Here is a 22,390-nt window from a genome sequence, read left to right as displayed (position 1 = left end):
AAACTGACCATTCATCGGTACGCCGTCGATTAGCACGAGCGTGCGTCCACTACCCGGCATCCCGCGTGTGTAGGTTTGTGACCCACGGCTTGAAGAAGAAACATCCATTCTTGTGGCATAAACACCGGGAACATTTGTGAGAAGCTCGTCTACCGTTCTTGCATCTGAGAGTTCAATTTGCTCACGGTTGATGACTGTGACGGAGGCAGGGACTTTTTCAATGGACTGGGCACTTTTAGTGGCAGTGACGACGATATCTGGTATATTTACAGTCTCATCGGCATGTAGCGAGAGTCCGATTGTACAACACAAAAGCGCAGTAGTGCGCCAACTTTTTTTATTATTTATCATAGTGGTTCTTTCGTATAATTTATGTTTTGATAAAACAACACCAAAATATATATATTATGATTAAATTAACGAAAGTAATAATAAAATAATCTTGGTGCTTGCCGCCATTCCTTAGCCTTGTAGTCGCCAAACTAAAATCATGGCAAGGAACTTTGAAGTGTAAAGTGTAGCAGTGAAGTGTTAATTTTGTGTTAAGTTTAATTTTAATAATTAAACTTATTTATTAATTTGTATTAAAGTGTTTAATATCTGGTTTGAAATGACGAGATGTTTGAGTTTTCGTAATTTTAAAAAAGATTTCGAAATTTAGTCAGCTTCTTGAAGTTTTTCTAATTTTTCCTTAACCTCTTTTGCATGATCTTTTACTTTTACTTTTTCCCAAATAGCTCTTATGACTCCATCTGGATCTATTATTAAAGTAGTGCGGAGTATTCCCATATACTCTTTGCCGTAATTTTTCTTTAACTGCCAAACACCGTATTTTTGCAGCATCGACGTATCTTCATCACTCAAAAGAGTAATCATTAAATCTTTTTTTTCTATAAAGTTGCGATGCTTTTTTGTGCTATCTGCACTTACTCCAAGTACAATTGCATTTAGAGCGCTAAAATCTGGCGCAGCGTTGCTAAAGTCACATGCTTCTGTCGTACAACCCGGAGTATTGTCTTTTGGATAAAAATACAAAACTATCCATTTCCCCTTTAAATCTCTTAAACATATCTCAATATCGTCTTGATTTGGGAGACAGAACTCCGGCGCTATACTCTGAACTTTTATCATAATTTATATTCCTTTATTTAAAAATTATCTTTTGTTTTTCCGTTTATCATGGTAGAAATTATGCCATGCTCTTCTTTTATATCTGCAAAGACAACACCTGCTATGTGAAGCACAACAAAAATCATAATGATATTAAAAGCAGCCTCATGTATATCTTTAATCACATCTGCACTCTCTTTGCTGAAACCTAATTCTTGATAAAAATAGATAAAAAAACCACTTATTGCCATAAAAAGAAGTGTTGCATATAGCACGTAGTATGATATCTTTACAGCTTTTTTATGAGGAGTCAAGGAGCTAAAACTCTCAACTTTACTTCTATCTGTAAAAAATAGATAGCTTCTATAAAGTATCAAGAATGCTAACGCGTAGCCCAATATAATATGCCACTCCCACATACCATCACGAATCACTTTTGCAATTGTTTTTGCTTCATCAATGGTTATATCAGCTCCAATTTCTGAAAGTTTTGAGAGTAAAATTTCAGCATTTGCTTTATAACTAAGAAATGTTTTTCTTAAAAATACAGTTCCTAGTAAACCAAGAACAACTATAGCGTTTAACCAGTGCCAAATTCTAAAACCAACCGTGTATTTCATCTTAAACTCCTTAATATACAAACATTAAAAAATAGACCCAAATCCCAGTTAATGAAGTAAGGAGCACTCCTGCAAATGTAATTAAACCCATTTTTCTATGCTTACCCAATTGTAGCAGTTTTTTAGCTCCAAAAATAGCAATCGCCCATAAAATTACCGTTACAACAGAGATAATGATATGTAAAACAAGTACCACAAAAGCATAATCATAAGAGACTTCACTCCCTTGCATAAAGGTGTTAAATCCGCCACTAACTCTTACGCCATACTCAAAATATAAGAGGACGATAACAGAAAAAGCAAATATCATAACCTGAAGATATGAGTGAGCGCCATATCTTTTATTTCTTGCAAAAGAGCTTGCAATAGCTACAAGAAACGGTAAAAGTGAAACGATAAGCGTTACAAAATCCATAAACAGCGGAGCACGAGTCCCGAAAAAACCTGCTTCAAACATATACCCTAGATTGTTACTCATTACTAAATCCTCTTTGTTTTTTGATAGTAAATATACCATGAAGCCAATAAAATCAGGATAACAAGAGTGACTATTGTTATCTGCTTTAAGTAGCTGTCGATAAGTTCCTGATTTTCACCTATAAAATAACCCAGCATCACAAGTATAAAAGCCCAAATACCTGCCCCTAGAGCAGTATAAGTGGAAAAAACCGCCAGATTCATGCGAGCTAAGCCCGCAGGGATGGATATAAGCTGACGAATCCCCGGAACAAGTCTTCCTATAAAAGTAGAAATATGTCCATGTTTGGCAAAATAGGTATCCATCTTCTGCAGCGCATCCCCGTTAATAAAAAAGTATTTTCCATATTTGCGAAGAATTTTTCTGCCAAGCATAAGCGCTAAATAGTAGTTAATAAATGCACCTAACATGGAACCGCTGAGTGCGCTTAGCATTATCTTACCGATTTGCATATCTCCCTTTGATGCCAAATATCCCGCCGGAACAAGAACTATCTCGCTAGGAAAGGGTATAAATGAGCTCTCTATTGTCATAAGCAAAAATATTCCAAAATATCCCCACTCAAAAATCAGGTCAACTAGATCTCCTGCTAGTTCCCTAATCATGCACTACCTTGTAAGCATCTTGTATCATCTTTTTTGCGACATCTTTACTGGAGTGTCCCAAAAGAGCACTGCTTTTGTCTTGAAGATTTTCATCCAAAAGAAGCAGCAATTTCTCTCTTAGATTTTTGCTCTCTCTCTCGCACCAACCCAACTCTTTATCGACTATAAATTTCGCATTATGGTATTGATGATCAGATGCTGCATGAGGAAATGGGATAAAAAGAGCTGGCAGACCATTTGCACAAAGCTCCCAAAGCGTACTAGCTCCAGAACGGCTAACTGCCAAATCTGCTTTTGACATTAAAGAGGGCATCTCCTTTGTAAAAGCGTAAAGTTCTGCCTCTACATTTAGCGCATCATATTTTTGCTTTACTCTCTCATAATCTCTCTCGCCTGCTTGATGGATGATTTTTATACCTCTATTTTGAAGCTCCACGGCAATGCTTAGTGCCAAATCATTGATAGCTTTTGCTCCTTGCGAGCCGCCTAAAAATATGATGGTTTTGACCTGCTCTCTCACTCTAGCGCTCTTAAAAAATTCCTCTTTTACGGGGTAGCCTTTAAGAGGCGAGTTTGCACTGTAAGCAGATATAAATCTTTTAGAAAATGGTTTTAAGAGTGAATTTAATCTTCCCTCAACTGCATTTTGTTCATGTATGAAAAGAGGGATAAAACTGCTTATAGCCGCAAATGATGCAGGAGCCGCCGAAAAACCGCCTACACTATAAACTGCCTCTATCTTGTGTTGTTTTAAAATTTTTCTTGATTTGAAAAAGGCTTGTAAAATCAACCAGAGCGCTTTTACTTTTTTAAAACTCTTCTGATTTACTACGCCCATCGTTTCTAAAAAATAGACATGGCTAAAAGTGCTGTACGACTCAAAATATTTTCTATCTTGCCCGCTCATCGAGCCTATGAAAATAGCCTCATGTCCCTCTTGCGCTATAGCTTCTGCGAGAGCCTCGGCAATCATCAAGTGTCCACCTGTTCCGCCACCTGTTATACAAAACTTCATCTATCTTCCAATCTGTGCATATTACTTCATCTTCGCTTTTTTAGATGCCATTAAAACCATACCAACCCCGATAGATGCAGCCAAAATAGAGGAGCCTCCATAGCTTAAAAATGGAACAGAGATTCCTTTAATGGGGGTTATTCCGCTGATTCCGTATGCATTTACCAAGAAAGCAAAAGAGAGCAAAAGCCCCACTCCCAAACTAAAAAGATAAACTCTTTTATCTTTTGTACGGTTGGCTATCTTAAAAATTCTCTGAAGCATCCACATAAAGATAACAACAACACTAAGAACTCCGACAAACCCAAACTCTTCGGCAAGTCCTGCTAAAACAAAATCGGTGTGAACCTCACTTAAAAAACCGAGCTTAAAAGTTCCGTTTGCAATCCCTACTCCAAATAACCCTCCATTATGTATGGCATTTAGCGAGTGCCCTATCTGGTATGGTTCGACTTCTGTAGGAACTCTCAGTTGTGCGGCTATAGCATCAGGAAAAAGCTCTAAAACACTATTTTGCGCAAGCGCCCACCAAGATTTTATCCGCAAGATTCTATGTTCTGCACTTACGATGAAAAAGATAAAAAACATCAATGTTCCAACAAGAAGCGTCAAGAAAAATCTAAAACTGCTTCCTGCAAACATCAGCATAAATAAAAGCGTAAGCCCGATAACTACAACCTGCCCCAAATCGTTTTGCACAAAAGCTATAATAAACATGGCTCCTATAAAGACTATTCCATACGGAGCAAACCTTATATACTCCTCTTTTACTCCCATGCCGTCATGATGCCCCAGCTTCCTTGAGAAACTCCATGCCAAAAAATACACAAATCCGATTTTAAAAAACTCAACGGGAGCAAGTGAGAATCCAAAAACTTTTATCCACCTCTTTGCTCCTCCAACTGCTGAGACCAGATACTCAGGCAAAAAAGGCATTGCTATCATCAGTATGGTGGAACCTATAAAGAGTGTAAAACCGATAGGGGTTAAAAGTTTATCCGGATCGCCTTGCGCCAAAAGCCAGATAACAAACACGCTCAATATTCCAAAAGTTGCCTGACGCAAAGCAAAATGAAACTCATTTACACCAAAGAGCAGCGTTGTATAAGCTGAGAGCGTATATATAAGAACAATACTTATGCAAATAAGTATCGAAACGAGAGTAAAGAGTTTTCTATCTGCCATAAAAATTTACTTTATTTTGTTGATTTTAAGAACAAACTCAACTTCTGCTTTAGATATATGAAGCTCTTTTGAAATAGTCTCTAGAGTGATTCCCTGCTTATAAAGCGAGATAATTTTTTCATCATCATTTCCATGAATAGAAGCAGGAATAGAAATCTGTTTGACTCCGCTCTCAAGCGAAGAGATTCTTGAGCTTACCTGCTCGTCTATCATCTGGATACTCTCCTCGAGTCTTTTTAAACTAAGAGATATTGGCTTGACCATATCATAAACCGTTCTCTCAACTTCTTGATAAATCTCATCATCACTCATGCGATTTGTATTTTTTTTGATACTAGACTGGGTATCACTCAACTGTTTTTTAAGGTAGAAAATCTCTCTGTTTAACTCCTCTGCAACTGTTGCTACGGAGCGGATATTTTTGTTATACTCAGAATCTTTCGTAAAAACATAATAGATAAGATACAAAATCATAATCGCCATTGCAACAACTAAATACTCTACATTTATGGCTTCTAGATTCATGACTTGCTCTCTTTTGATTCGCGAATAAGGACTCTCTCTCTTGCAGTAAGATATGCGCCCCACTCTCTCTCATCACGCTCATGCATCTTTATTATTTTGACTAAAGATTTATCAAGTGCTATAAAAAAAACACCCACATCTCTCTTTGGATGAATAGGCATAGCTATCCTCCCATAATACTCTACACTCTCTTGCAAAATATCTTCGCTAAGTTTAAAGTGTTCAAATCCGATTGACTCTATAGCAGCTTCATGTGCCAAAGAGACTCTCTTTGGCTCCTCATTTTTTAAAAATTTCTCAAGAGAATCTATTTTTCTATATATCTCTACCATGAGATTTAACAAAACTGGATCGGTATCGCTTGTTTCGCCTTTAGCACGTGCAAGTTTTAGCCATTGGTTTATCGGATCATCATCACTCTCGCTTAACTGCTCATACTCTCTTGTATATGCTTCTTTATCTCTTTGCACCTCACTAAAAAATATCTCAATAGGTGCTTTTACTAATCTCACACTCATAATAAAACCTTATCTAAGACAATTAAAATGAAAAAAACAATCCCAAGATAACCATTAACCGTAAAAAAAGCACGGTCAATTTTTGTAAAATCTTTTCTTACAAGATAGTGCTCGTACCCAAGCATAACAGCACTTAAAAACACCGCTGTATAAGCAAACGTACCTAGCTGAGCAACCCAAACAAAAAGAGCCCAAAAAACTATAGTTAAGATATGAAATAGGGAGGAGAGCAGCAGTGTTGTATCCGAGCCGTACTTTGAGGGAATCGAGTGAAGCCCTTTTTGTTTGTCAAACTCCATATCCTGCAAGGAGTAAAGCAGATCAAAACCTGCAACCCAGAAGATAACACCAAGACTAAGCATAACCGACCACGGCGTAATCTCTGCACTTACCGCTACAACGCCCGCAATAGGAGCTAGTCCAAGCGAGATGCCTAAAACGACATGCGCCAAGGATGAAAATCTCTTAAAGTAGGAGTAACTCCCCAAAACAAGGAGGATGGGAAAACTAAGGGCAAATGCCAACGAGTTTATCATATACGCAACGGCTATAAATACAAAAGCATTTACCGCCGTAAAAATCATAATACTTGAAGCATCCAAACGTCCGTCAACATTAGGTCTTGAGGCGGTTCTAGGGTTAAGAGCATCGATATCTCTGTCTGCAAATCTATTAAGACCCATAGCAAAATTTCTAGCACTTACAGCAGCAAATACTCCCAAAAAAAGTAGCCAAAATCCAAACCACCCACCTGCTGCAACTATCATTGCTATGAAAATAAAAGGGAGTGAAAAGATAGAGTGTTCAAACATAACGAGTTCGTTAAAATCTTTAAGTTTACCTATATATCTTTGCAAATTAAACCTTAAAATTATTTTTGTTTGATTTTACCCAAAGTTGATTTAAACTTTCGCAATAACAAATTAACTAAGAGGGCAATTCGATTATAAATCTATTTACACCCTCTTTATTTTCATACTTTAACTCTAATGAATGTGCATCAAGTATATGTTTTACAATATAGAGTCCAAGCCCGAAACTCTGAGGCAAATTTGATTTATTACCTTTAAAAAACGGCTCAAAATAGTTCTGCAACTCATAAGAGAGCTTTAGTCCGACATTTTCAAATACTATCTTGCTTGCATCTGTTTTAACAATGACCTTTTTATCTTTTGAGTATTTTATCCCGTTGTCAAGCAGGTTTTTAACGGCAATCGAGAAGAGAGTAAAATCAACATCTATCTTAATATTATCAAACGCTTTTACTACCTTATCCTCCTCACACATTAAAATATCTATAGCGTTATCTACAATATCTTCTAAAAAATAGCTCTTCTTTTCCAACTCTTTTTTCGTTGAAATCAGCTCCTCTATAGATGCAAACTCATTTATCAAAGACTCTAGTCTGTAAAAAACCTTCTGCATACTCTCTATATTCTCTTCTGTTTGAGGAAGCTGAGTTAAAAAGTTTCCTTTTGTAATGGGCGTTTTTAGCTCATGCATTATATTTCTAATAAACACATTTCTTGACTCTTTTAGTTTTTTTAATTTTTGGGCTGCTTTATGAAACTCGTTTGCAAGCTGAGATATCTCATCCTCGTTTGATGTCAAAAAGTTTACATCAAAATTCTCATCTCCAAACTCCTTAGCACTCTGTTTTAAAATTTTTAAAGGCTTGAGTTTATTTACTATTGATAGATATAAAAAAATAAATATTAAAAGGATTAAAATGTAAACAATCAAAATAATATTTTTATCATCCGATGATATTCTCTGACTTGTCAATATAATTTTTTCATTTGGTGTTTGTATCAAGACAAAATGTCTCTCATTTAGCTCTAAATATCGAAGTTTAAAAAATTTATTTGCTTTAAGTTCCCTGCTCTTTATCTCTTTTGAAGCGAGTATATTTTCTATCTCCTTAGCATCTAAAACAACCAGAAAATCTAAACTTTTCATATACGCTATCAACTCATCAGAAACTCCATCTCCTCTATATTGATGCATAAAAATCTTTGAAATTTCCATATCTCTTTTATGGTTAAAGCGCTTCTCTCTTTGCTTATTAAAACCATAAAGCATCACAAAACTAGCACTTATAAGAACTAGTGATATTAAGAAGATGATGTTGATTGTAAAAAGGATGGAATGCTTTTTCATTCTACCAACTTATAGCCGGAGCCTCTTATGGTTAGAAGATGTTTTGGATTTTTGGGGTCTTGCTCTATTTTTGCTCTGATTCTGTTGATGATTACTGCTAAAGCGCCACTCTCTTCATTTGTATTTAAATAAGAACAATTTTGCAAAATATCATATCTTGAAACGACAAAACCTTTTCGTTTGCACATCAAAGACATTATTTCATACTCTGCGGGAGTAAACTTGATGAATTTTTTATCTTTGGAAATCTCCTGCTTTTGCTCATCTAAAAAAAATAGCTCTTTTTTTGCCTCTGGCTTTAAAAGCTCTAGCTCCTTTGAGCATCTGCGAAGAATTGTCTTTATTCTTACTTCAAGCTCCCTTGGATTATAAGGTTTTGGAAGATAGTCGTCAGCTCCAAGCTCTAGAGCTATTACCTTATCGGTTATATCGCTTCTTGCACTTGATATGATGATTGGGATATTATGTTTTAAAAGCAGTCTTTTGCACACTTCAAGCCCGTCCATACCTGGAAGAGTCAAATCTAAAATAATCAAATCATACGCATTAAGCGCTATGGCACTAAGTGCCAAAAAAGGGTCTTCATAGTTTGTAATTTCTATGTGGTATTTTGCTAGATACTGAGTTAGGACATTCGCCAACTCAGTATCATCTTCAATCATTGCAATTTTAATCATCTCATACATCCATGCGGTAACTATTTTTTATACTGCATCTATAATGCAAGTTGACTATTTTACACTACTTGCATGAATTTTTAGATTTATATCCCTTAGACTATCTCTTTTTCATCGCCATTTTTTTATCTAACATTTTTCTTAACTCAGCTTTTTGCGCAGGCGTTAAAACTGCATATACACTTGCAATCATTTGAGCTTTTTTCTCAATTCTGTTCTCCTGTCTCTCTTTTGAGAGCTTGATAAAAAGCTCTTTATCAAAAGCCTTATCACTAAAAGCACTTGAGATTTTTGGCATACTTTGCATATTTTCTCTCATTATCGCTCTTATCTCTTCTCTTTGTTTATCACTTAAATCAAGAGACATCATCTGCGCTATAAGAGGATTTTTATGCCCATTATGTTTCATGTTAGCTTGTTGTGGTTTTGCACAACTGCCCTTGCTTTTATCACAGTTCATTTGTCCAGCTGCTAAAGAAGATGTTAGCAATACTGCTAGTCCTAAACTCATTAAAATTCTTTTGTTCATTGCGAACTCCTTATGTTTTTGTAGTAAAAGTATATAGCCTTGTTATTAACAATATTTTAATCTCATATTAACGATTTATTAACGATAGGCTATAATCTTGCTTTAAAACAAGGCAAAAAAAGAATGACTCAACTAGCCATTATCGGTCCTACAGCATCAGGAAAAAGTGATTTAGCGATAAAAATTGCAAAAAAAATAAACGCTTACATCCTCTCAATCGATTCGCTGAGCATCTATAAAGAGATTGATATCGTATCTGCAAAACCATCGCCTCTCGAGCTTCAAGAGGTAAAGCACTTTGGCATAAATTTTCTTTATCCGGATGAATACTTCAGTGTGGAGATTTTCATAAATCTCTATAAAGAGGTTACTCATGCATGTAAAAGAGATAAAAAAAACCTCCTCATTGTCGGAGGAACATCCTTTTACCTAAAGTCCCTTATAAGCGGGCTTTCTGATATCCCAAAAGTAACAACACAAACAACTCTGCAAGTAGAGCAGAAGCTAAAGAATCTAAAAAATTGCTATGATTTTTTATATAAACTTGATGAAGAGTATATGAAAAAAATAGCATCAAATGACAGATACAGAATCGAAAAAGCACTCCTTGTTTACGAGGCTTCAAAACTTACGCCGAGCGAGTGGTTTAGGCAAAATCCTCCAAAACCCGTGATAAAAAATTTACCCATTTACAATATTGACGTGCCAAGAGATATTCTACGCCAAAGAATTGCAAAACGCACCACTAAGATGCTAAGCTCGGGACTGATAGATGAAGTTTGCCACTTAGAGCAAAAATACACAAGGCTTCCTAACGCCATGAACTCCATTGGAATAGTCGAAGTTTTAGAGTATCTAGATGGCAAAGTAACAAAGGAGGAGATGGTGGAAAATATCTCAACACACACTGCACAACTTGCAAAAAGGCAGCAGACTTTCAACCGAACTCAGTTTGAAAATATAATTAGCGCACCGCTTGAAGAGCTGCAAGAGACTATTTTTCGGCTTGCTCTTTTTTAAATGTATCTGCTTTAAAATCTTTCTTCTCATAAGGTTCACATCCGCAAGCTACAACATCTTGTTGTTCTAGCATCTGCATCTCCTCGTATATACCCCAAAGTCCTAGCCCCTTTTTTTTTGCATAGTTTTGAGCGAGTAGCATTCTGTTTCTTAGTCCTATTGGCAGGGATGGATCATTTACATCCGTCAAAGCATAGCCATCTCTAACTATTTTGTAATTAAAATCATTATCTTTTATCCACGCATATTCAATGCCATGCTCATCTTTTAAAAAGATTTGATATGAGATATTTGAACCTTTTGGAAACATTTTATTCATGTAAACGAGCGCTCTGTTTTTCAGCTCTTCTCTTTTGTCATAATCTACAAGCTGGATACTACCTTGCTTATTGTTCGCTTTTGCAAAAAGCTCTATGCCACTTAAGTGAAGCCTTTTTTCAGCACCATTTTCATCTATTTTCACTGTTTTTTCCGTAACAAATTCAACTATTTTTGCTGACTCAGCAAACATCAAAGAGATTGACAAAGTCATAAGTAAAACAAATTTTTTCATTTGAACTCCTCGTATAATCTTTCATAATAATAACAAAAAAATGCTGATTTCTCTTTTGAATATACACATTTATAAACAAAATGGCTTTAAGAAGGTTCTATAAAGAAAGAGATTTTTTTGGGTTAAGCGTTTTTTATTTTACTTTATTAGCTCTTTTATCTTTCTATTAGTCCCTATTTGCACTTCATCTGTAATAGTTTGTAAAATAGTTTTGTACTGATTTTTCAAATCCTCTTTGAGAAGATATTTTGTATCGTCAATTGAGGCTTTAATATCATTGTACGTTTTTTCTCTATTTAGTTTTTCATCCGCTTCAACCAGTACGAAATCGGTTCCTACCCAGACTACTACTCCTGCCACAGCGCCACACACTAAAGCAAATGGTCCACATGCCAAGCCAGTTGTTGCCGCCGCTCCTGATGCTGCTAATTTTACAGCGAATTTAGAGCCGCCTTTTAGAGCCGCTTTTTGTGTTGCTTTTTTTGCCACTAGCTTTGAAGCAACTGCCGCGGCTATAATACCTCCTCCTGCTGTCGCACCAAATGTTGTTGAGCGCACGACACGATTTACACTCTCTTGTATTTGCATTTGAAAAATTTCTATAAGAGTGACAAATACTTCTTGCTCTTCTTCACTACTCAGGTGTACTTTTTGGCTCAACTCCTCTTTAAAATTATCTGCTAATTTAGAGATTTGGGTTGTAAAATCTGCAGCGATATTTGCTTGAAGCTTACTAAAGAGTTCATCAAACTCTTCACCAAAAAGCTTTTTTTGTATATTTTCTTGAAGAGTATTGTTTGCAGCCATCATAAGCTCTGCATATTCACCTATAACTGAATAATGAAAATCTAAGTATTTATCAATATTATCGTAAACATTTTCAAAAAGTTCATCAACACTTTTATCAGTTTTGTCTTGCATCAATTGAAGCACCTGCTCTTTTTGTTCCTCGGAGAAGTTTTGAAACAGGGGGTCTAATTTTTGCAAGAGCGATAACGTCAAAACTCTCTTTGTCTCTAGGTCAATTTGATATTGCTTTAGAGTGTATTTTTTATAGATACCATACGATGTAATTAAAAGCAAAACAACAATTACACCCCAAAAAGTATTCCAAAATTTTTTACTATTTTTTTTGTTTTCATTAATTTGATTTTTAATTTCTGTTTTCATTACTACTCTTAGTAAATTTTTCTAAATCAAATGCAATAAACTCTATAAAAAACCTACTAAACCCATAGTATACAATCCCCCCGTTTATCAAAAAAAACATCCATAACAACCATCTTGCATCTTCATTATTAATTTTTTCGTTTGTATATAATGCGCTGTACCAGACTATCGCATCTTTTTCAATATTTAGTTTTACAAAAGTATTTATGAGTTCAGAATCTGAAGCATAACTTTTTGTGGCTTCTTGTACACTACCTTTTAAGGTATTTTTTATATAAGAGGGTTCTTCTAAAGTATTATAATTATAAAAAAGCATAAACATTGTTAGAACAAATGTATTTATTCCGACACTCCAACTTTTTACTAGATGCGACCCTATCTCATCTTTTAAAGTAGTTCTAAAAATCTTAGTAATTGTTTTGTGCAGTATCGTTAAAACTACTATATCTATTATCATAACTGCCCATATATCAATACTCCAAGTAGTAACTGAAGTAAATAAAAAAATAGTTACTACAAAAGCAATACAAAAGGCTATTAAAATCAACAATATTTTACTGCTTAAAATCCTTGATAAAAGGCTCGTCTGCTTAAAGTAGCAGTTTATAAAACATTTTTTATTTTCAATCCAATATGAGGCGATGCTATAAGCTATGATTAATCCGGCACAAACTATAAGAATTAATGAAAATCCAGTGTATCTATATGTTAAATACCAAGATATAATTATCAAAAGGCCCAAAAGAGGATAAGCAATATATTTTTTCATTTTATTTTTACCTCATATTTAAAAATTTTCAACCTAGCCTTTAAGATGGCACTTCTATTTTCGACATTTAATTTTACTATTTTAGCCAACAACCTCTCTAAAAATCATTATAGGTTGAAAAATATTTTTTTTGTGTTGTTAAATTTATCTATGATTGGTATTTTTTAAAAGGAAGGAGTAAAACCCCCACAAATAGGGGTTTTGAAAGAGAGGGGGAATGACTACATCATGCCACCCATGCCACCCATGCCGCTCATATCAGGCATTTCAGGTTTTTCTTCAGGAAGTTCATATATTGCCGCTTCCGTAGTTAAAAGCAGGCTTGAGATAGAAGTAGCGTTAGTTAGAGCTACACGTCCGACTTTAAATGGATCTATAATTCCTGCTTCAAACATATCTACATATTCGCCGGTTGCAGCGTTAAAGCCGATATTTTCATTTGTCGCACTCTCAACCGCATTTATTACAACCCCCGCATCATAGCCTGCATTTGTAGCAATCTGTTTAAGTGGGGCTTTGATAGCACGAAGGATTATCTCGCAACCGATCTTTTGATCGCCCGTAAGATCAAGTTTCACTTTTGCAGCAGCACGAACAAGAGCAGCTCCACCACCGATAACGATACCCTCTTCAACCGCAGCTTTTGTCGCAGACAAGGCATCATCAACACGATCCTTTTTCTCTTTCATCTCAGTCTCGCTTGCCGCACCTACTTTTATAACAGCTACCCCGCCGCTTAGTTTTGCTAAACGCTCTTGAAGTTTCTCTTTGTCATATTCGCTTGTGGTTGCATCTACTTGAACTTTTATTTCAGAGATTCTTTTTTGTACATTTTCAGCTTTCCCCGCACCGTTTACGATAACAGTGTTGTCTTTGTCGATTACAACACGTGATGCTTGACCTAAATACTCTAAAGTTGCTGCACTAAGTGTATGTCCTGTCTCCTCAGAGATAACAGTTCCTGCCGTTAAGATAGCAATATCTTGAAGCATCGCTTTTCTTCTGTCTCCAAATCCTGGAGCTTTTACAGCAGAGATGTTTAAAACCCCGCGAAGCTTATTTACAACCAGAGTTGAAAGCGCTTCTCCCTCTACATCTTCTGCTATGATTAAAAGAGGACGAGAAGTTTTTTGAACCTGCTCTAATACTGGAAGCAAATCTTTAAGTGAAGTTATTTTGCTCTCAACAAGTAAAATCCAAGGATTTTCTATCTCTGCCGTCATCTTCTCCGTATTTGTTATAAAATACGGACTTAAATATCCGCGATCAAACTGCATACCCTCAACAACATCAAGCTCATCAACTATACCTTTAGCCTCTTCAACGGTAATAACACCGTCTTGACCTACTTTTTCCATAGCTTCTGCAATCATGTTGCCGATTTGCTCATCAGAATTTGCAGAGATAGTTGCAACTTGTGCAATATCTTTTTTGCCGTTTACAGCTTTGCTAGATGCTTTTAAGTTTACCAAAATCGCTTCACAAGCTTTGTCCATACCTCTTTTTACTTCGATAGGATTTGCGCCCGCGGTGATGCTTCTAAGCCCCTCAGAAAAGATTGCATTTGCTAAAACAGTTGCCGTTGTTGTACCATCACCCGCCTCATCGGCAGTTTTCGAAGCAACGTCCTTAACAAGGGAAGCCCCCATATTTTCTAGTTTATCTTTTAGCTCAATCTCTCTTGCAACAGAGACCCCGTCTTTTGTGATTATAGGATTACCGTAACTCTTTTGAATCAAGACATTACGACCGCGAGGTCCCATTGTTACCTTTACTGCATCTGTTAATTTTGAAACACCACGAGCTAATGCATTTCTTGCATTGTCTGAAAAAATTATCTCTTTTGCCATATCTATTTCCTTTTACTTATTATATAAATCTCGAAAAATTATTTTTCGTAGCTTAGGGGGTTGTGGGGATATCTATCCCTGCCACTCAAACGGACTTGTTCGCTTGAGTGTGTAATATCACTTAATTATTCCAAATACATCTTCAGTCTCTAGCACTAGAAACTTATCGCCATCAAGTGAAATCTCACTCCCTGAAAATTTACCAAAAACCACTACATCTCCGCAAGAGATTTCACTCACTTCTGAGCCAACTGCCACAACTTCGCCCTTTGACGGTTTTTCTTGTGCATTATCAGGAATAATAATACCACTGCTAGTAGTATTTGCCTCTTCTACTCTTTTTACTAGGACTCTTTTTCCTAATGGTTGAAAATTCATTTAAACTCCTTACATAACATAAATTACAAATGCAATAATACATTAAAATAGTAACAATGTCAACATCTTTAGTTGAACACACTAAGCTTTCTTTATTAAATATACTCAATGTTTTTGATAGCAGTATCTTTCTTTTACTTTTTGGATTGTATTTTCACTTTTTGTTTAGCTTTTGCTCTATCTTAGCTTGTTTAAAGTTTTAAAAAAGTATAATTCTGCCTCTTAAAAGATGTCACGGTAGCTCAGCTGGTTAGAGCACTGGTCTCATAAGCCGGGGGTCGGGGGTTCGAGTCCCCCCCCTGACACCATTTTTTAAGATTCCGGATTAGCTCAGCGGTAGAGTAGGTGACTGTTAATCACTTGGTCACTGGTTCGAATCCAGTATCCGGAGCCATACTTCTTATAACCCCTTATACACGGACTTTCCAACTGAATTATTTAGCTACTGTGCCCAAACGTGTCCACTATATGTCATTTAAAAAAGAAGCTCTTTGCAAGTGGGAAATCATAATTCACTTTTTAAATAGTATTTTAGCTGCCGAGTAGCTAAATATATGTCTTTTAATGTCTTTCTTTGATAGAAGATAGAATTTAAAATGGTCATTTTTCGGGCTTTTTAGTATATTCTAGATTCTCCAATATACATAGCCGCCTTTTAAACTCCACTAATATTTTTGCTTTTAAGCAACTTTATTTATAACCTATTTTCTTAGCTGCGCTCTTGTTGTTTATCCTAATTTTTTTTGCTCCAGACACTGATTTCTGCTATGGTGTGTTGAAATTTTCTGCTTGTCTCTTTTATAACAAATTCCAAATCCTGTAGATGCACGAGGTCAAAGTTAGCACTTAAAATCTCTTTTAGCGTATCTATGGTTTTTACTTCTTTGTCCTGCTTATCTTTGTATCCGCCGAGCCAAAACTCTTTTTTAGTAAAGTGCTCCTGCCAAGTGTATGGGGACGTTAAAATCAAAACTCCACCACTATTTAACCTCTCATGTACAGTATCTAAAAACAGTTTTGGGTTATAGAGCCTGTCGATAAGGTTTGTCGCCATTATTAAATCATAAGAGTTAAAATTTGGTTTTAGGTTGCATGCATCTCCTTGCCAAAAACTAACTCTATGCTTTAAATTTTCATATCCAAGTTCCTTGATAGTTATCTTTTTTTTCTGCACCAAATCGCCCTCTGTTTTTGAGGCAAAAGCAACATAACCGTCACTTTTGAGCTTTGCGCCGACACCTATAAATCTGGCAGAAAAGTCAATCCCCTCCACTGCATCAAAACTCTTTGCAAGTTCAAATGTCGCTCTTCCCGTTGAGCAGCCTAAATCAAGCGCTTTTGTATGTTTTTTTGCAAACTTAGAGGCTATTTTTGCGCACTCTATTGCAAAGTTTTTCACTCCAAAGTTCTCGCCTGCATACTGAAACTCGCAGTATTGAGACACCAGCTCATGACTCTCGTAAATATCACCTTTTTTCTCTGCTTCGGTATCTGTTATCACATATCTAAAACCTGCATTTTGGTAAAAGTGTTTGCGAAATGCGTAACGCGAGTGTTTCATGATAAGATTCCCGCTGCTCGCCCATGAAGCACCTAAAATCAGTGCATGTTTATCATCAAAAGTCGGTGTTGAAAAGTCATCATAAGCGGGATGAACCTCAAAACCCTCAAAGCCAAATATCGGAGTGCGGCTCCACTGCCACACATTTCCCATAACATCATATATACCGTTAAAACCAAACTCATTTACGGGGCACGAGCTAAAATAATGATAAAAATTTAGATTTGCCCTACTCTCATGAAGCTCTGGGATATCTTTTAATCCCGCATACTCATAAAGAACTCTATACTCAACCTCGCTTGGCAAAGAGTAACTAATCCTCTCTTTTTTACTCTTATAACGGCAAAATGCCTCCGCTTCAAGTGCATTAACATCAACTGGCCAGTCAAGCGGCATATCTATCTCTTTATAAAGCGCTCTATATCTGTATTTCCCATCTTCTAAAATCCAAAATGCAGGGTGTTTTGCGCCACTTATCTCTAAAAACTTCCTCCCCTCATCATCCCAAAACTCGCTCTTTTCATATCCGCCCTCTTTTACAAATTCCATAAATTCATCGTTGCTTACTAAATATTTTGAGACTTTAAAATCCTTTACACTCTCCTTATAAACTCCATACTCATTATCCCATCCGTAAAGGTTATGCGACCTCTCTTTACCTAAAACAATCTCGCCGCCTTTTATCTCAATCATCTCATTTTTAGGGGAAGTTGAACTATGTGAGCAGATGTTGAACTCTTTTACCTCCTTGACACACTCAAGCGGCATCTGGCGATGCAAAACAAGCGAAGTCTCTATATGAATACGCTCATGTTCTATCCCCATTAAAATAATCCACATGGGAGAATCTTGCTTGATTTCAAGATTCAAAGGAAGCGTCGTAATAAGAACATCAACTAGCTCTCTTACCTGCTTGCGATAGGCTCTTACTTCCTCTACTTTTGGCCATTTGTAGTGGGAGTTCTCTAAATCATCCCATGCCATCTCATCAACACCCACGGCAAAGATGGACTCAAACTCGGGATTAATCCTCTTTTTTATTATCTTCATGTTGATAAGTTTATTTACAAAAAAAGTTGCAGTATGTCCAAAATAAAATATCATAGGATGACGAGTTGATTCGGATCTTTGATAAAAGACCTCATCACTCTTTAACACCTCAAAAATCTTCTCAAAAATATCAAATGTATTGTGAAAATATGTTCTAATCTCTTCTCTTTTCGTCTCCGTATCTGACTTGTTTAAAGTTACCGAATATAAACTAAACTTACTCAAAATACTTCCTTTTGGATATAATTTTTCTATGAAATTTTATTATAGTGAAAAATTAAGCTCATTTACAAATCTCTTGCATGCTTTTACTACAAAAGAGTGTGGCAACTTAGCGTTTCATGTAGGCGACGACAAATTAAGTGTACAAAAACAACACGAACTTTTGTCAAAAGAGTTAGGTTATGAAAGAGAGTCGCTTGTATATATGAACCAGATACACTCAGATATCGTACATCTTGTAACAAATGAAAATTTTACCACACCTCCAACATGTGATGCGCTTGTGACAAACAAAATAGACACTCCTCTTATGGTTATGGTAGCGGATTGCTCGCCAATTCTGTTTTACGATAATCAAAAAAGAGTTATTGCAGCGGCTCACGCAGGACGACAAGGTGCATTTAAAAATATAGTAAAAAATGTTATAGACAAGATGCAAAGAGAATTTGACTCAAATCCAAAAGATATACAGGTAAGTGTAGGAGCTAGCATCAGAGCATGTTGTTATGAAGTAGGGAGTGAGATTTATGATGAGGCAAAGGCACTAGGCTTAGCATACTCTATAGAAAAAAAAGAGGAAAGCTTCTACCTTAATGTAGGTGCGATTTTAAAAAAACAGCTCCTCCTTTGTGGCATAAAAGCAGAACATATTGAGTTTTGTGATGATTGCACTTGTTGCAGTACAAACAGATACTTCTCCTACAGAGCGCAGGCACAAACCGGCAGATTTGCCGGAGTTATTATGCTTAGAGGGTAATTTTTTTTGCCAGCTGAACAGGCAGAAGTCCCAAAGACTCCTCAACCTCTTTTGTCTTTCCGTGAGTTATAAACTTATCCTCATACTCAAAGCTTACAACTTCTACATGCATAATCTTCTCTTTTGAGAGAAACTCTAAGATAGCCGAGCCTACTCCGCCCATTTTTGCGCTATCGCTAAAGACAAACCACTTTTTATATTTTGCAGACATATCATGAAGCATCTCCTCATCAAGCGGCTTTACAAATCGTAAATCCAAAATACTAACTTCAAAATTCAAATATTTTGCCGTCTCATAAGCTCTGCCTACACCGTTACCATAACCTATAAGAAGAACATCTGTACTACTTGAACGAAGAAGTTGCGATTTTGCCAATTTAAAGGGCAACGATTCAGGCAAGTCTGTTTCAGTAAAGGAACCTCTTGGATATCTAAGCGAACATGGGTACGGATACTCAGCCGCAAATGCCATAGCTTGATGAAAACTCTTCTCATCCCTTGGAGCAAAAAGTGTCATATTTGGGATAGCTCTTAAAAAACTAATGTCAAATGCCCCTTGATGCGTCTCCCCATCCTCTCCGACTATACCAGCCCTATCAAGCGCAAAAACAACAGGAAGATTCATCAAGCATGTGTCATGTATTATCTGATCATATCCGCGCTGCAAAAATGTTGAGTAGATGGTACAAAACGGCTTAAATCCCTCTTTTGCGAGTGCTGCCATAGATGTGACTGCATGCTGTTCTGCAATAGCCACGTCCCAAAATCTATCGGGATATACTTCCATCAACTCGTTTAAGCCTGTTCCGCTTGGCATGGCAGCAGTTGCACCTACTATCTTTTCATTATGTTTTGCAAGATGTAAAAGTGCCTCCGCATATATTTGGGTAGCACTTTTCTTCGTACTTTTTTTAGCTTCATTGCCGCTATCTATGTCAAAAGGTCCTACTCCGTGCCACTTTTCCTCTTGACCTTCGGCTATCTCATACCCTTTGCCTTTAATGGTTTGAACATGAACAATAACGGGTTTTTTAAGCTCTTTTGCTTTTTGAAGTATCTCTATAAGCGAAGTAAGATTATGTCCATCAACAGGTCCGATATAGTCAATCCCCATCTCCTCAAACATAATCCCCGGAGTAATGAGCTTTAAAGACTCCTCCATTCTTTTTGCGATATATCTGGCACCCTCTCCAAAGTTATCTACAAAGTTTTCAGTATGTTTTTTAAAGGTTTGATAAAACGGCGAAGCCATTGCCGAACTGAGCATTCTACTTATCGCGCCTATAGGCTTTGATATACTCATCTCGTTATCATTTAGTATGATTACCATCGGATATTTTCTATCGCCTAACTCATTAAGCGCTTCATAAACCATACCTGCCGTCATGGCTCCATCACCTATCATGATAACAGGAATCCTCTTACCTTCTTCACCTTTTAGTGCGATAGCTTTAGCGGCACCCACACCCAAAGAGATAGAAGTTGAGCTATGCCCTGCGACAAAATAGTCATGTTCGCTCTCGCTTGGTTTTGTATAACCGCATAAACCGTTAAATTGTCTTAGAGTATCAAACTCCTTATATCTTCCAGTTATTAGTTTATGCGCGTAAGATTGATGCGAGACATCAAAAATAAACGGATCTTTTTTACTATCAAAAACTTTATGCATAGCCACTATAAGCTCTGTTGCACCAAGAGTAGAACTTAGATGCCCGCCATTTTTACTCACTACTATTAAAATCTTTTCTCTTATCTCTTTGCAAAGTATTTCTAGCTCTTTGACGTTGCTTTTTTTAATATTTATCAATTTTCACTCACTTAATGCTGCTCTTTTGACTCGCTCAAATCTTTTTGATATTTGTGCATCTATATTGCCTGCGTCACTGATAGCTATAACCCCGCCGAGACTTACGGCAGCATCTGAGATAACTTCTACATGTGTTAGAGAGCCGACAGCCTGAGAGATTGCTCCATGATCTTTTGGATTAACTCTCAAAACTACTTTTGATGCACTCTGCAACTCTTTTATTAACTCTTTAGCTAAAGTTTTTGCCACTTCATTTGAGTTCTCTTCAAGCTCAATTTTTATTACCTCTTTTGCAATATCCAAAGCAGCACTAATCAACTCAGCCTTAATACCCTCTAGTGCACTCTCAAACTCTTTTGCGCTATTTTGAAGCTTTGTAACCGATTCCGAGTACATAGAAACAGCATTTGCTATATCTTTTTCATCCTTTTTCGCGTGAAGCTCTTTGCCTGCCTCAACACCTTTAGAATAGGACTCTTCTTTGACTTTTTCAAGCTCTGTTTTATGCTCTTGACTCATATTTTCAAGCTTCATTTGAAGTTTAATAAAGTTAGATGACATCTCATCAGTTTTTTTGAGCAGAGATTCTATAAGGGAGTCTTTGGAGTTTGAGCTCATCGCAGTAGCATCAATCTCTTTCTCCACTTTGGGTTGCGGCGGCTCAACAATACGTTTTTTTGGTATCAGCGAAGATTCAAAAACCTCTTCTTGCTCATCATCTGCACCAAAGGCTAAAACCTTAAAATTGTACTTATCGACATTGTGCTTTGCCACTCTTTTGCTCGTGATTATATTTGACAATTATTCTACCATCTCTTCAGTTGAACTTCCCAGCTGAATTACTCCACCCTCTGCGAGACCATTGACCACTTCAACAATTCTTCGTTGAGCACTTTCAACTTCTTTCATCCTAACAGCACCCATAAACTGCATCTCTTCTTCAAATGCTTCTTTTGCTCTCTCACTCATAGCATTAAAGAATTTCTGTTTGAGTTCTTCAGGAGCACTTTTGAGTGAAAGCATCAAGTCAGGTTTCTCGATTGATTTTAGTATCTCAGTAATTGCATTTTTATCGAGCGTCTCAATATCTTCAAATGTAAACATCATCTCTTTGATAAGATTTGACATCTCCTCATCTCTCTCTTCAATCTTAGCAAGAGTCTCTTTTGAAGCTTTTGCTCCAAGACGGTTGAATATATCTGCAACTGCACGAGGTCCTCCGACTTCAACTTTATAAGATGCAAGTGATTCAAGCTTAGACTCAAGCACGGCAGAGACTCTTTTAATAACTGAAGGAGATATATCTCCAAGTTTAGCCATTCTCATAGAGACTTCGCTTCTAAGATCATCTGGAAAATACTGTATGGTATCCGCAGCTTCTGTCGCATCCATGTGGGCTAAGATAAGTGCTATCGTCTGAGGATGCTCATTGATAATAAAATCCGAGAGTTGTTGAGGCTTAATTTTTGAAAGATAAGCAAAATTTTGCGTCTCCTGCATACTTTTTGAGAGTTTCTCTAAGATTTTCTTAGCCTCTTCGGGACCAAGCGTTCTATAAAGAAGTTCTCTTGCATACTCTAAACCGCCGGATGTTATAAACTGACCCGATTGAAAAATTGCGTAAAACTCCTCTAGCACTGCAGTTGCAACAGATTTTCCTACACTCTTATTTGTAGCGATATGCTTTGAAACTTCGGTTATAGCATCAATACTCATATTTGAAAATATAGCGGCAGTTGCTTCCTCGCCTATTTGCATAAGCACTATAGCAGTTTTCTCAGCCATACTCATCTCATCAAATTTTGCCTGCTGCGTAGGAGTTAGATTCATA

24 protein-coding genes and 2 tRNA genes are annotated in these 22,390 nt (G+C 36.6%); 4 read left to right on the top strand and 22 right to left on the bottom strand.

The features are described from left to right. The 13 genes from M0Q17_RS03060 to M0Q17_RS03000 all read right to left on the bottom strand — a co-directional run. Positions 1 to 351 (bottom strand): TonB-dependent receptor plug domain-containing protein (locus M0Q17_RS03060; protein ID WP_295083169.1); only part of this gene is annotated, 351 nt, incomplete at its 3' end. Between the two features lie 306 nt (positions 352 to 657). After that, the gene (bcp, locus tag M0Q17_RS03055) at positions 658 to 1,131 is read right to left on the bottom strand and encodes a thioredoxin-dependent thiol peroxidase (protein WP_295083167.1); all 474 of its coding nucleotides are present in this window, start codon (positions 1,129 to 1,131) and stop codon (positions 658 to 660) included. 17 nt (positions 1,132 to 1,148) lie between these two features. Beyond that, a complete protein-coding gene (locus tag M0Q17_RS03050; RefSeq protein ID WP_295083165.1) occupies positions 1,149 to 1,730 on the bottom strand; it encodes a cytochrome b/b6 domain-containing protein in 582 nt (193 codons plus the stop codon). Positions 1,731 to 1,740: 10 nt separating this feature from the next. Then, positions 1,741 to 2,208, bottom strand: a complete 468-nt coding sequence (locus M0Q17_RS03045) for a DUF420 domain-containing protein (RefSeq protein ID WP_295083163.1) — start codon at positions 2,206 to 2,208, stop codon at positions 1,741 to 1,743. A gap of 2 nt (positions 2,209 to 2,210) precedes the next feature. Then, positions 2,211 to 2,813, bottom strand: coding sequence for a DedA family protein (locus M0Q17_RS03040; protein WP_295083162.1), 603 nt, complete (start codon positions 2,811 to 2,813; stop codon positions 2,211 to 2,213). Next, positions 2,806 to 3,828 (bottom strand): undecaprenyldiphospho-muramoylpentapeptide beta-N-acetylglucosaminyltransferase, encoded by a 1,023-nt coding sequence (gene murG / locus M0Q17_RS03035; protein WP_295083160.1) that lies wholly within the window; start codon positions 3,826 to 3,828, stop codon positions 2,806 to 2,808. Before murG ends, M0Q17_RS03040 begins: the two co-directional genes overlap by 8 nt. 21 nt (positions 3,829 to 3,849) lie before the next feature. Then, on the bottom strand, positions 3,850 to 5,013 hold the full coding sequence (locus tag M0Q17_RS03030) for an FtsW/RodA/SpoVE family cell cycle protein (RefSeq protein WP_295083158.1): 1,164 nt from the start codon (positions 5,011 to 5,013) through the stop codon (positions 3,850 to 3,852). Between the two features lie 6 nt (positions 5,014 to 5,019). Next, positions 5,020 to 5,538 (bottom strand): hypothetical protein, encoded by a 519-nt coding sequence (locus tag M0Q17_RS03025; RefSeq protein ID WP_295083156.1) that lies wholly within the window; start codon positions 5,536 to 5,538, stop codon positions 5,020 to 5,022. Continuing rightward, positions 5,535 to 6,056, bottom strand: a complete 522-nt coding sequence (locus M0Q17_RS03020; protein WP_295083154.1) for a hypothetical protein — start codon at positions 6,054 to 6,056, stop codon at positions 5,535 to 5,537. The genes M0Q17_RS03025 and M0Q17_RS03020 overlap by 4 nt, the downstream gene beginning before the upstream one ends. Beyond that, positions 6,053 to 6,913 (bottom strand): menaquinone biosynthesis prenyltransferase MqnP, encoded by an 861-nt coding sequence (mqnP, locus tag M0Q17_RS03015; RefSeq protein WP_295083152.1) that lies wholly within the window; start codon positions 6,911 to 6,913, stop codon positions 6,053 to 6,055. Before mqnP ends, M0Q17_RS03020 begins: the two co-directional genes overlap by 4 nt. 70 nt (positions 6,914 to 6,983) lie before the next feature. After that, positions 6,984 to 8,216 carry an ArsS family sensor histidine kinase gene (locus M0Q17_RS03010; RefSeq protein WP_295083150.1) on the bottom strand — a complete coding sequence of 411 codons (1,233 nt, stop codon included), beginning with the start codon at positions 8,214 to 8,216 and terminating at the stop codon, positions 6,984 to 6,986. Then, complete coding sequence (locus M0Q17_RS03005; RefSeq protein WP_295083148.1) at positions 8,213 to 8,893, bottom strand: response regulator transcription factor; 681 nt, start codon at positions 8,891 to 8,893, stop codon at positions 8,213 to 8,215. Before M0Q17_RS03005 ends, M0Q17_RS03010 begins: the two co-directional genes overlap by 4 nt. 100 nt (positions 8,894 to 8,993) lie before the next feature. Beyond that, on the bottom strand, positions 8,994 to 9,422 hold the full coding sequence (locus tag M0Q17_RS03000; protein WP_295083146.1) for a Spy/CpxP family protein refolding chaperone: 429 nt from the start codon (positions 9,420 to 9,422) through the stop codon (positions 8,994 to 8,996). A gap of 123 nt (positions 9,423 to 9,545) precedes the next feature. Here M0Q17_RS03000 and miaA point away from each other — a divergent pair, with 123 nt between their 5' ends. Continuing rightward, on the top strand, positions 9,546 to 10,442 hold the full coding sequence (gene miaA / locus M0Q17_RS02995; protein ID WP_295083145.1) for a tRNA (adenosine(37)-N6)-dimethylallyltransferase MiaA: 897 nt from the start codon (positions 9,546 to 9,548) through the stop codon (positions 10,440 to 10,442). On the opposite strand, the gene M0Q17_RS02990 is transcribed toward miaA, so the two are convergent. From M0Q17_RS02990 to groES, 5 genes are all read right to left on the bottom strand, one after another. Further along, positions 10,417 to 10,995 (bottom strand): thermonuclease family protein, encoded by a 579-nt coding sequence (locus tag M0Q17_RS02990; protein ID WP_295083142.1) that lies wholly within the window; start codon positions 10,993 to 10,995, stop codon positions 10,417 to 10,419. The two genes, miaA and M0Q17_RS02990, sit on opposite strands and share 26 nt — an antisense overlap. A 138-nt stretch (positions 10,996 to 11,133) precedes the next feature. Continuing rightward, entirely contained in the window at positions 11,134 to 12,165 is a 1,032-nt protein-coding gene (locus M0Q17_RS02985) for a hypothetical protein (RefSeq protein WP_295083140.1), read from the bottom strand. Next, positions 12,149 to 12,934 (bottom strand): hypothetical protein, encoded by a 786-nt coding sequence (locus M0Q17_RS02980; RefSeq protein WP_295083138.1) that lies wholly within the window; start codon positions 12,932 to 12,934, stop codon positions 12,149 to 12,151. Before M0Q17_RS02980 ends, M0Q17_RS02985 begins: the two co-directional genes overlap by 17 nt. Positions 12,935 to 13,155: 221 nt before the next feature. Beyond that, positions 13,156 to 14,784, bottom strand: coding sequence for a chaperonin GroEL (groL, locus tag M0Q17_RS02975; protein WP_295083136.1), 1,629 nt, complete (start codon positions 14,782 to 14,784; stop codon positions 13,156 to 13,158). A gap of 117 nt (positions 14,785 to 14,901) precedes the next feature. Continuing rightward, on the bottom strand, positions 14,902 to 15,162 hold the full coding sequence (groES, locus tag M0Q17_RS02970) for a co-chaperone GroES (protein ID WP_295083134.1): 261 nt from the start codon (positions 15,160 to 15,162) through the stop codon (positions 14,902 to 14,904). 231 nt (positions 15,163 to 15,393) lie between these two features. Here groES and M0Q17_RS02965 point away from each other — a divergent pair. Together M0Q17_RS02965 and M0Q17_RS02960 are read left to right on the top strand one after the other, a co-directional pair. Beyond that, positions 15,394 to 15,470, top strand: a tRNA-Met gene (locus M0Q17_RS02965). Positions 15,471 to 15,481: 11 nt separating this feature from the next. Continuing rightward, positions 15,482 to 15,556, top strand: a tRNA-Asn gene (locus M0Q17_RS02960). A gap of 339 nt (positions 15,557 to 15,895) precedes the next feature. On the opposite strand, the gene ovoA is transcribed toward M0Q17_RS02960, so the two are convergent. Continuing rightward, positions 15,896 to 17,998 (bottom strand): 5-histidylcysteine sulfoxide synthase, encoded by a 2,103-nt coding sequence (gene ovoA / locus M0Q17_RS02955; RefSeq protein WP_295083132.1) that lies wholly within the window; start codon positions 17,996 to 17,998, stop codon positions 15,896 to 15,898. A 28-nt stretch (positions 17,999 to 18,026) separates the two neighbouring features. Here ovoA and pgeF point away from each other — a divergent pair, with 28 nt between their 5' ends. Next, complete coding sequence (pgeF, locus tag M0Q17_RS02950) at positions 18,027 to 18,752, top strand: peptidoglycan editing factor PgeF (RefSeq protein WP_295083130.1); 726 nt, start codon at positions 18,027 to 18,029, stop codon at positions 18,750 to 18,752. On the opposite strand, the gene dxs is transcribed toward pgeF, so the two are convergent. From dxs to fliG, 3 genes are read right to left on the bottom strand one after another with little or no spacing between them, the layout of a single operon-like run. Continuing rightward, the gene (dxs, locus tag M0Q17_RS02945; RefSeq protein WP_295083173.1) at positions 18,742 to 20,556 is read right to left on the bottom strand and encodes a 1-deoxy-D-xylulose-5-phosphate synthase; all 1,815 of its coding nucleotides are present in this window, start codon (positions 20,554 to 20,556) and stop codon (positions 18,742 to 18,744) included. The genes pgeF and dxs overlap by 11 nt on opposite strands. Before the next feature lie 6 nt (positions 20,557 to 20,562). Beyond that, positions 20,563 to 21,360: a flagellar assembly protein FliH gene (gene fliH / locus M0Q17_RS02940; protein WP_295083128.1), complete on the bottom strand. Its 798-nt coding sequence runs from the start codon at positions 21,358 to 21,360 to the stop codon at positions 20,563 to 20,565. Continuing rightward, the gene (gene fliG, locus M0Q17_RS02935; protein WP_295083126.1) at positions 21,361 to 22,389 is read right to left on the bottom strand and encodes a flagellar motor switch protein FliG; all 1,029 of its coding nucleotides are present in this window, start codon (positions 22,387 to 22,389) and stop codon (positions 21,361 to 21,363) included. Position 22,390 lies beyond the last annotated feature (1 nt).

It is taken from the genome of Sulfurimonas sp., assembly GCF_023229105.1.
Taxonomy (GTDB): domain Bacteria; phylum Campylobacterota; class Campylobacteria; order Campylobacterales; family Sulfurimonadaceae; genus Sulfurimonas.
The sequence above is the reverse complement of the archived record's forward strand: the minus strand, read 5'-3'. Positions and strand labels throughout refer to the sequence as shown.

Coding starts and splice junctions, on each gene's coding strand:
- bcp (WP_295083167.1), bottom strand. CDS start 1,131: ATGATAAAAGTTCAGAGTATAGCGCCGGAGTTCTGTCTCCCAAATCAA.
- M0Q17_RS03050 (WP_295083165.1), bottom strand. CDS start 1,730: ATGAAATACACGGTTGGTTTTAGAATTTGGCACTGGTTAAACGCTATA.
- M0Q17_RS03045 (WP_295083163.1), bottom strand. CDS start 2,208: ATGAGTAACAATCTAGGGTATATGTTTGAAGCAGGTTTTTTCGGGACT.
- M0Q17_RS03040 (WP_295083162.1), bottom strand. CDS start 2,813: ATGATTAGGGAACTAGCAGGAGATCTAGTTGACCTGATTTTTGAGTGG.
- murG (WP_295083160.1), bottom strand. CDS start 3,828: ATGAAGTTTTGTATAACAGGTGGCGGAACAGGTGGACACTTGATGATT.
- M0Q17_RS03030 (WP_295083158.1), bottom strand. CDS start 5,013: ATGGCAGATAGAAAACTCTTTACTCTCGTTTCGATACTTATTTGCATA.
- M0Q17_RS03025 (WP_295083156.1), bottom strand. CDS start 5,538: ATGAATCTAGAAGCCATAAATGTAGAGTATTTAGTTGTTGCAATGGCG.
- M0Q17_RS03020 (WP_295083154.1), bottom strand. CDS start 6,056: ATGAGTGTGAGATTAGTAAAAGCACCTATTGAGATATTTTTTAGTGAG.
- M0Q17_RS03010 (WP_295083150.1), bottom strand. CDS start 8,216: ATGAAAAAGCATTCCATCCTTTTTACAATCAACATCATCTTCTTAATA.
- M0Q17_RS03005 (WP_295083148.1), bottom strand. CDS start 8,893: ATGATTAAAATTGCAATGATTGAAGATGATACTGAGTTGGCGAATGTC.
- M0Q17_RS03000 (WP_295083146.1), bottom strand. CDS start 9,422: ATGAACAAAAGAATTTTAATGAGTTTAGGACTAGCAGTATTGCTAACA.
- miaA (WP_295083145.1), top strand. CDS start 9,546: ATGACTCAACTAGCCATTATCGGTCCTACAGCATCAGGAAAAAGTGAT.
- M0Q17_RS02990 (WP_295083142.1), bottom strand. CDS start 10,995: ATGAAAAAATTTGTTTTACTTATGACTTTGTCAATCTCTTTGATGTTT.
- M0Q17_RS02985 (WP_295083140.1), bottom strand. CDS start 12,165: ATGAAAACAGAAATTAAAAATCAAATTAATGAAAACAAAAAAAATAGT.
- M0Q17_RS02980 (WP_295083138.1), bottom strand. CDS start 12,934: ATGAAAAAATATATTGCTTATCCTCTTTTGGGCCTTTTGATAATTATA.
- groL (WP_295083136.1), bottom strand. CDS start 14,784: ATGGCAAAAGAGATAATTTTTTCAGACAATGCAAGAAATGCATTAGCT.
- groES (WP_295083134.1), bottom strand. CDS start 15,162: ATGAATTTTCAACCATTAGGAAAAAGAGTCCTAGTAAAAAGAGTAGAA.
- pgeF (WP_295083130.1), top strand. CDS start 18,027: ATGAAATTTTATTATAGTGAAAAATTAAGCTCATTTACAAATCTCTTG.
- fliG (WP_295083126.1), bottom strand. CDS start 22,389: ATGAATCTAACTCCTACGCAGCAGGCAAAATTTGATGAGATGAGTATG.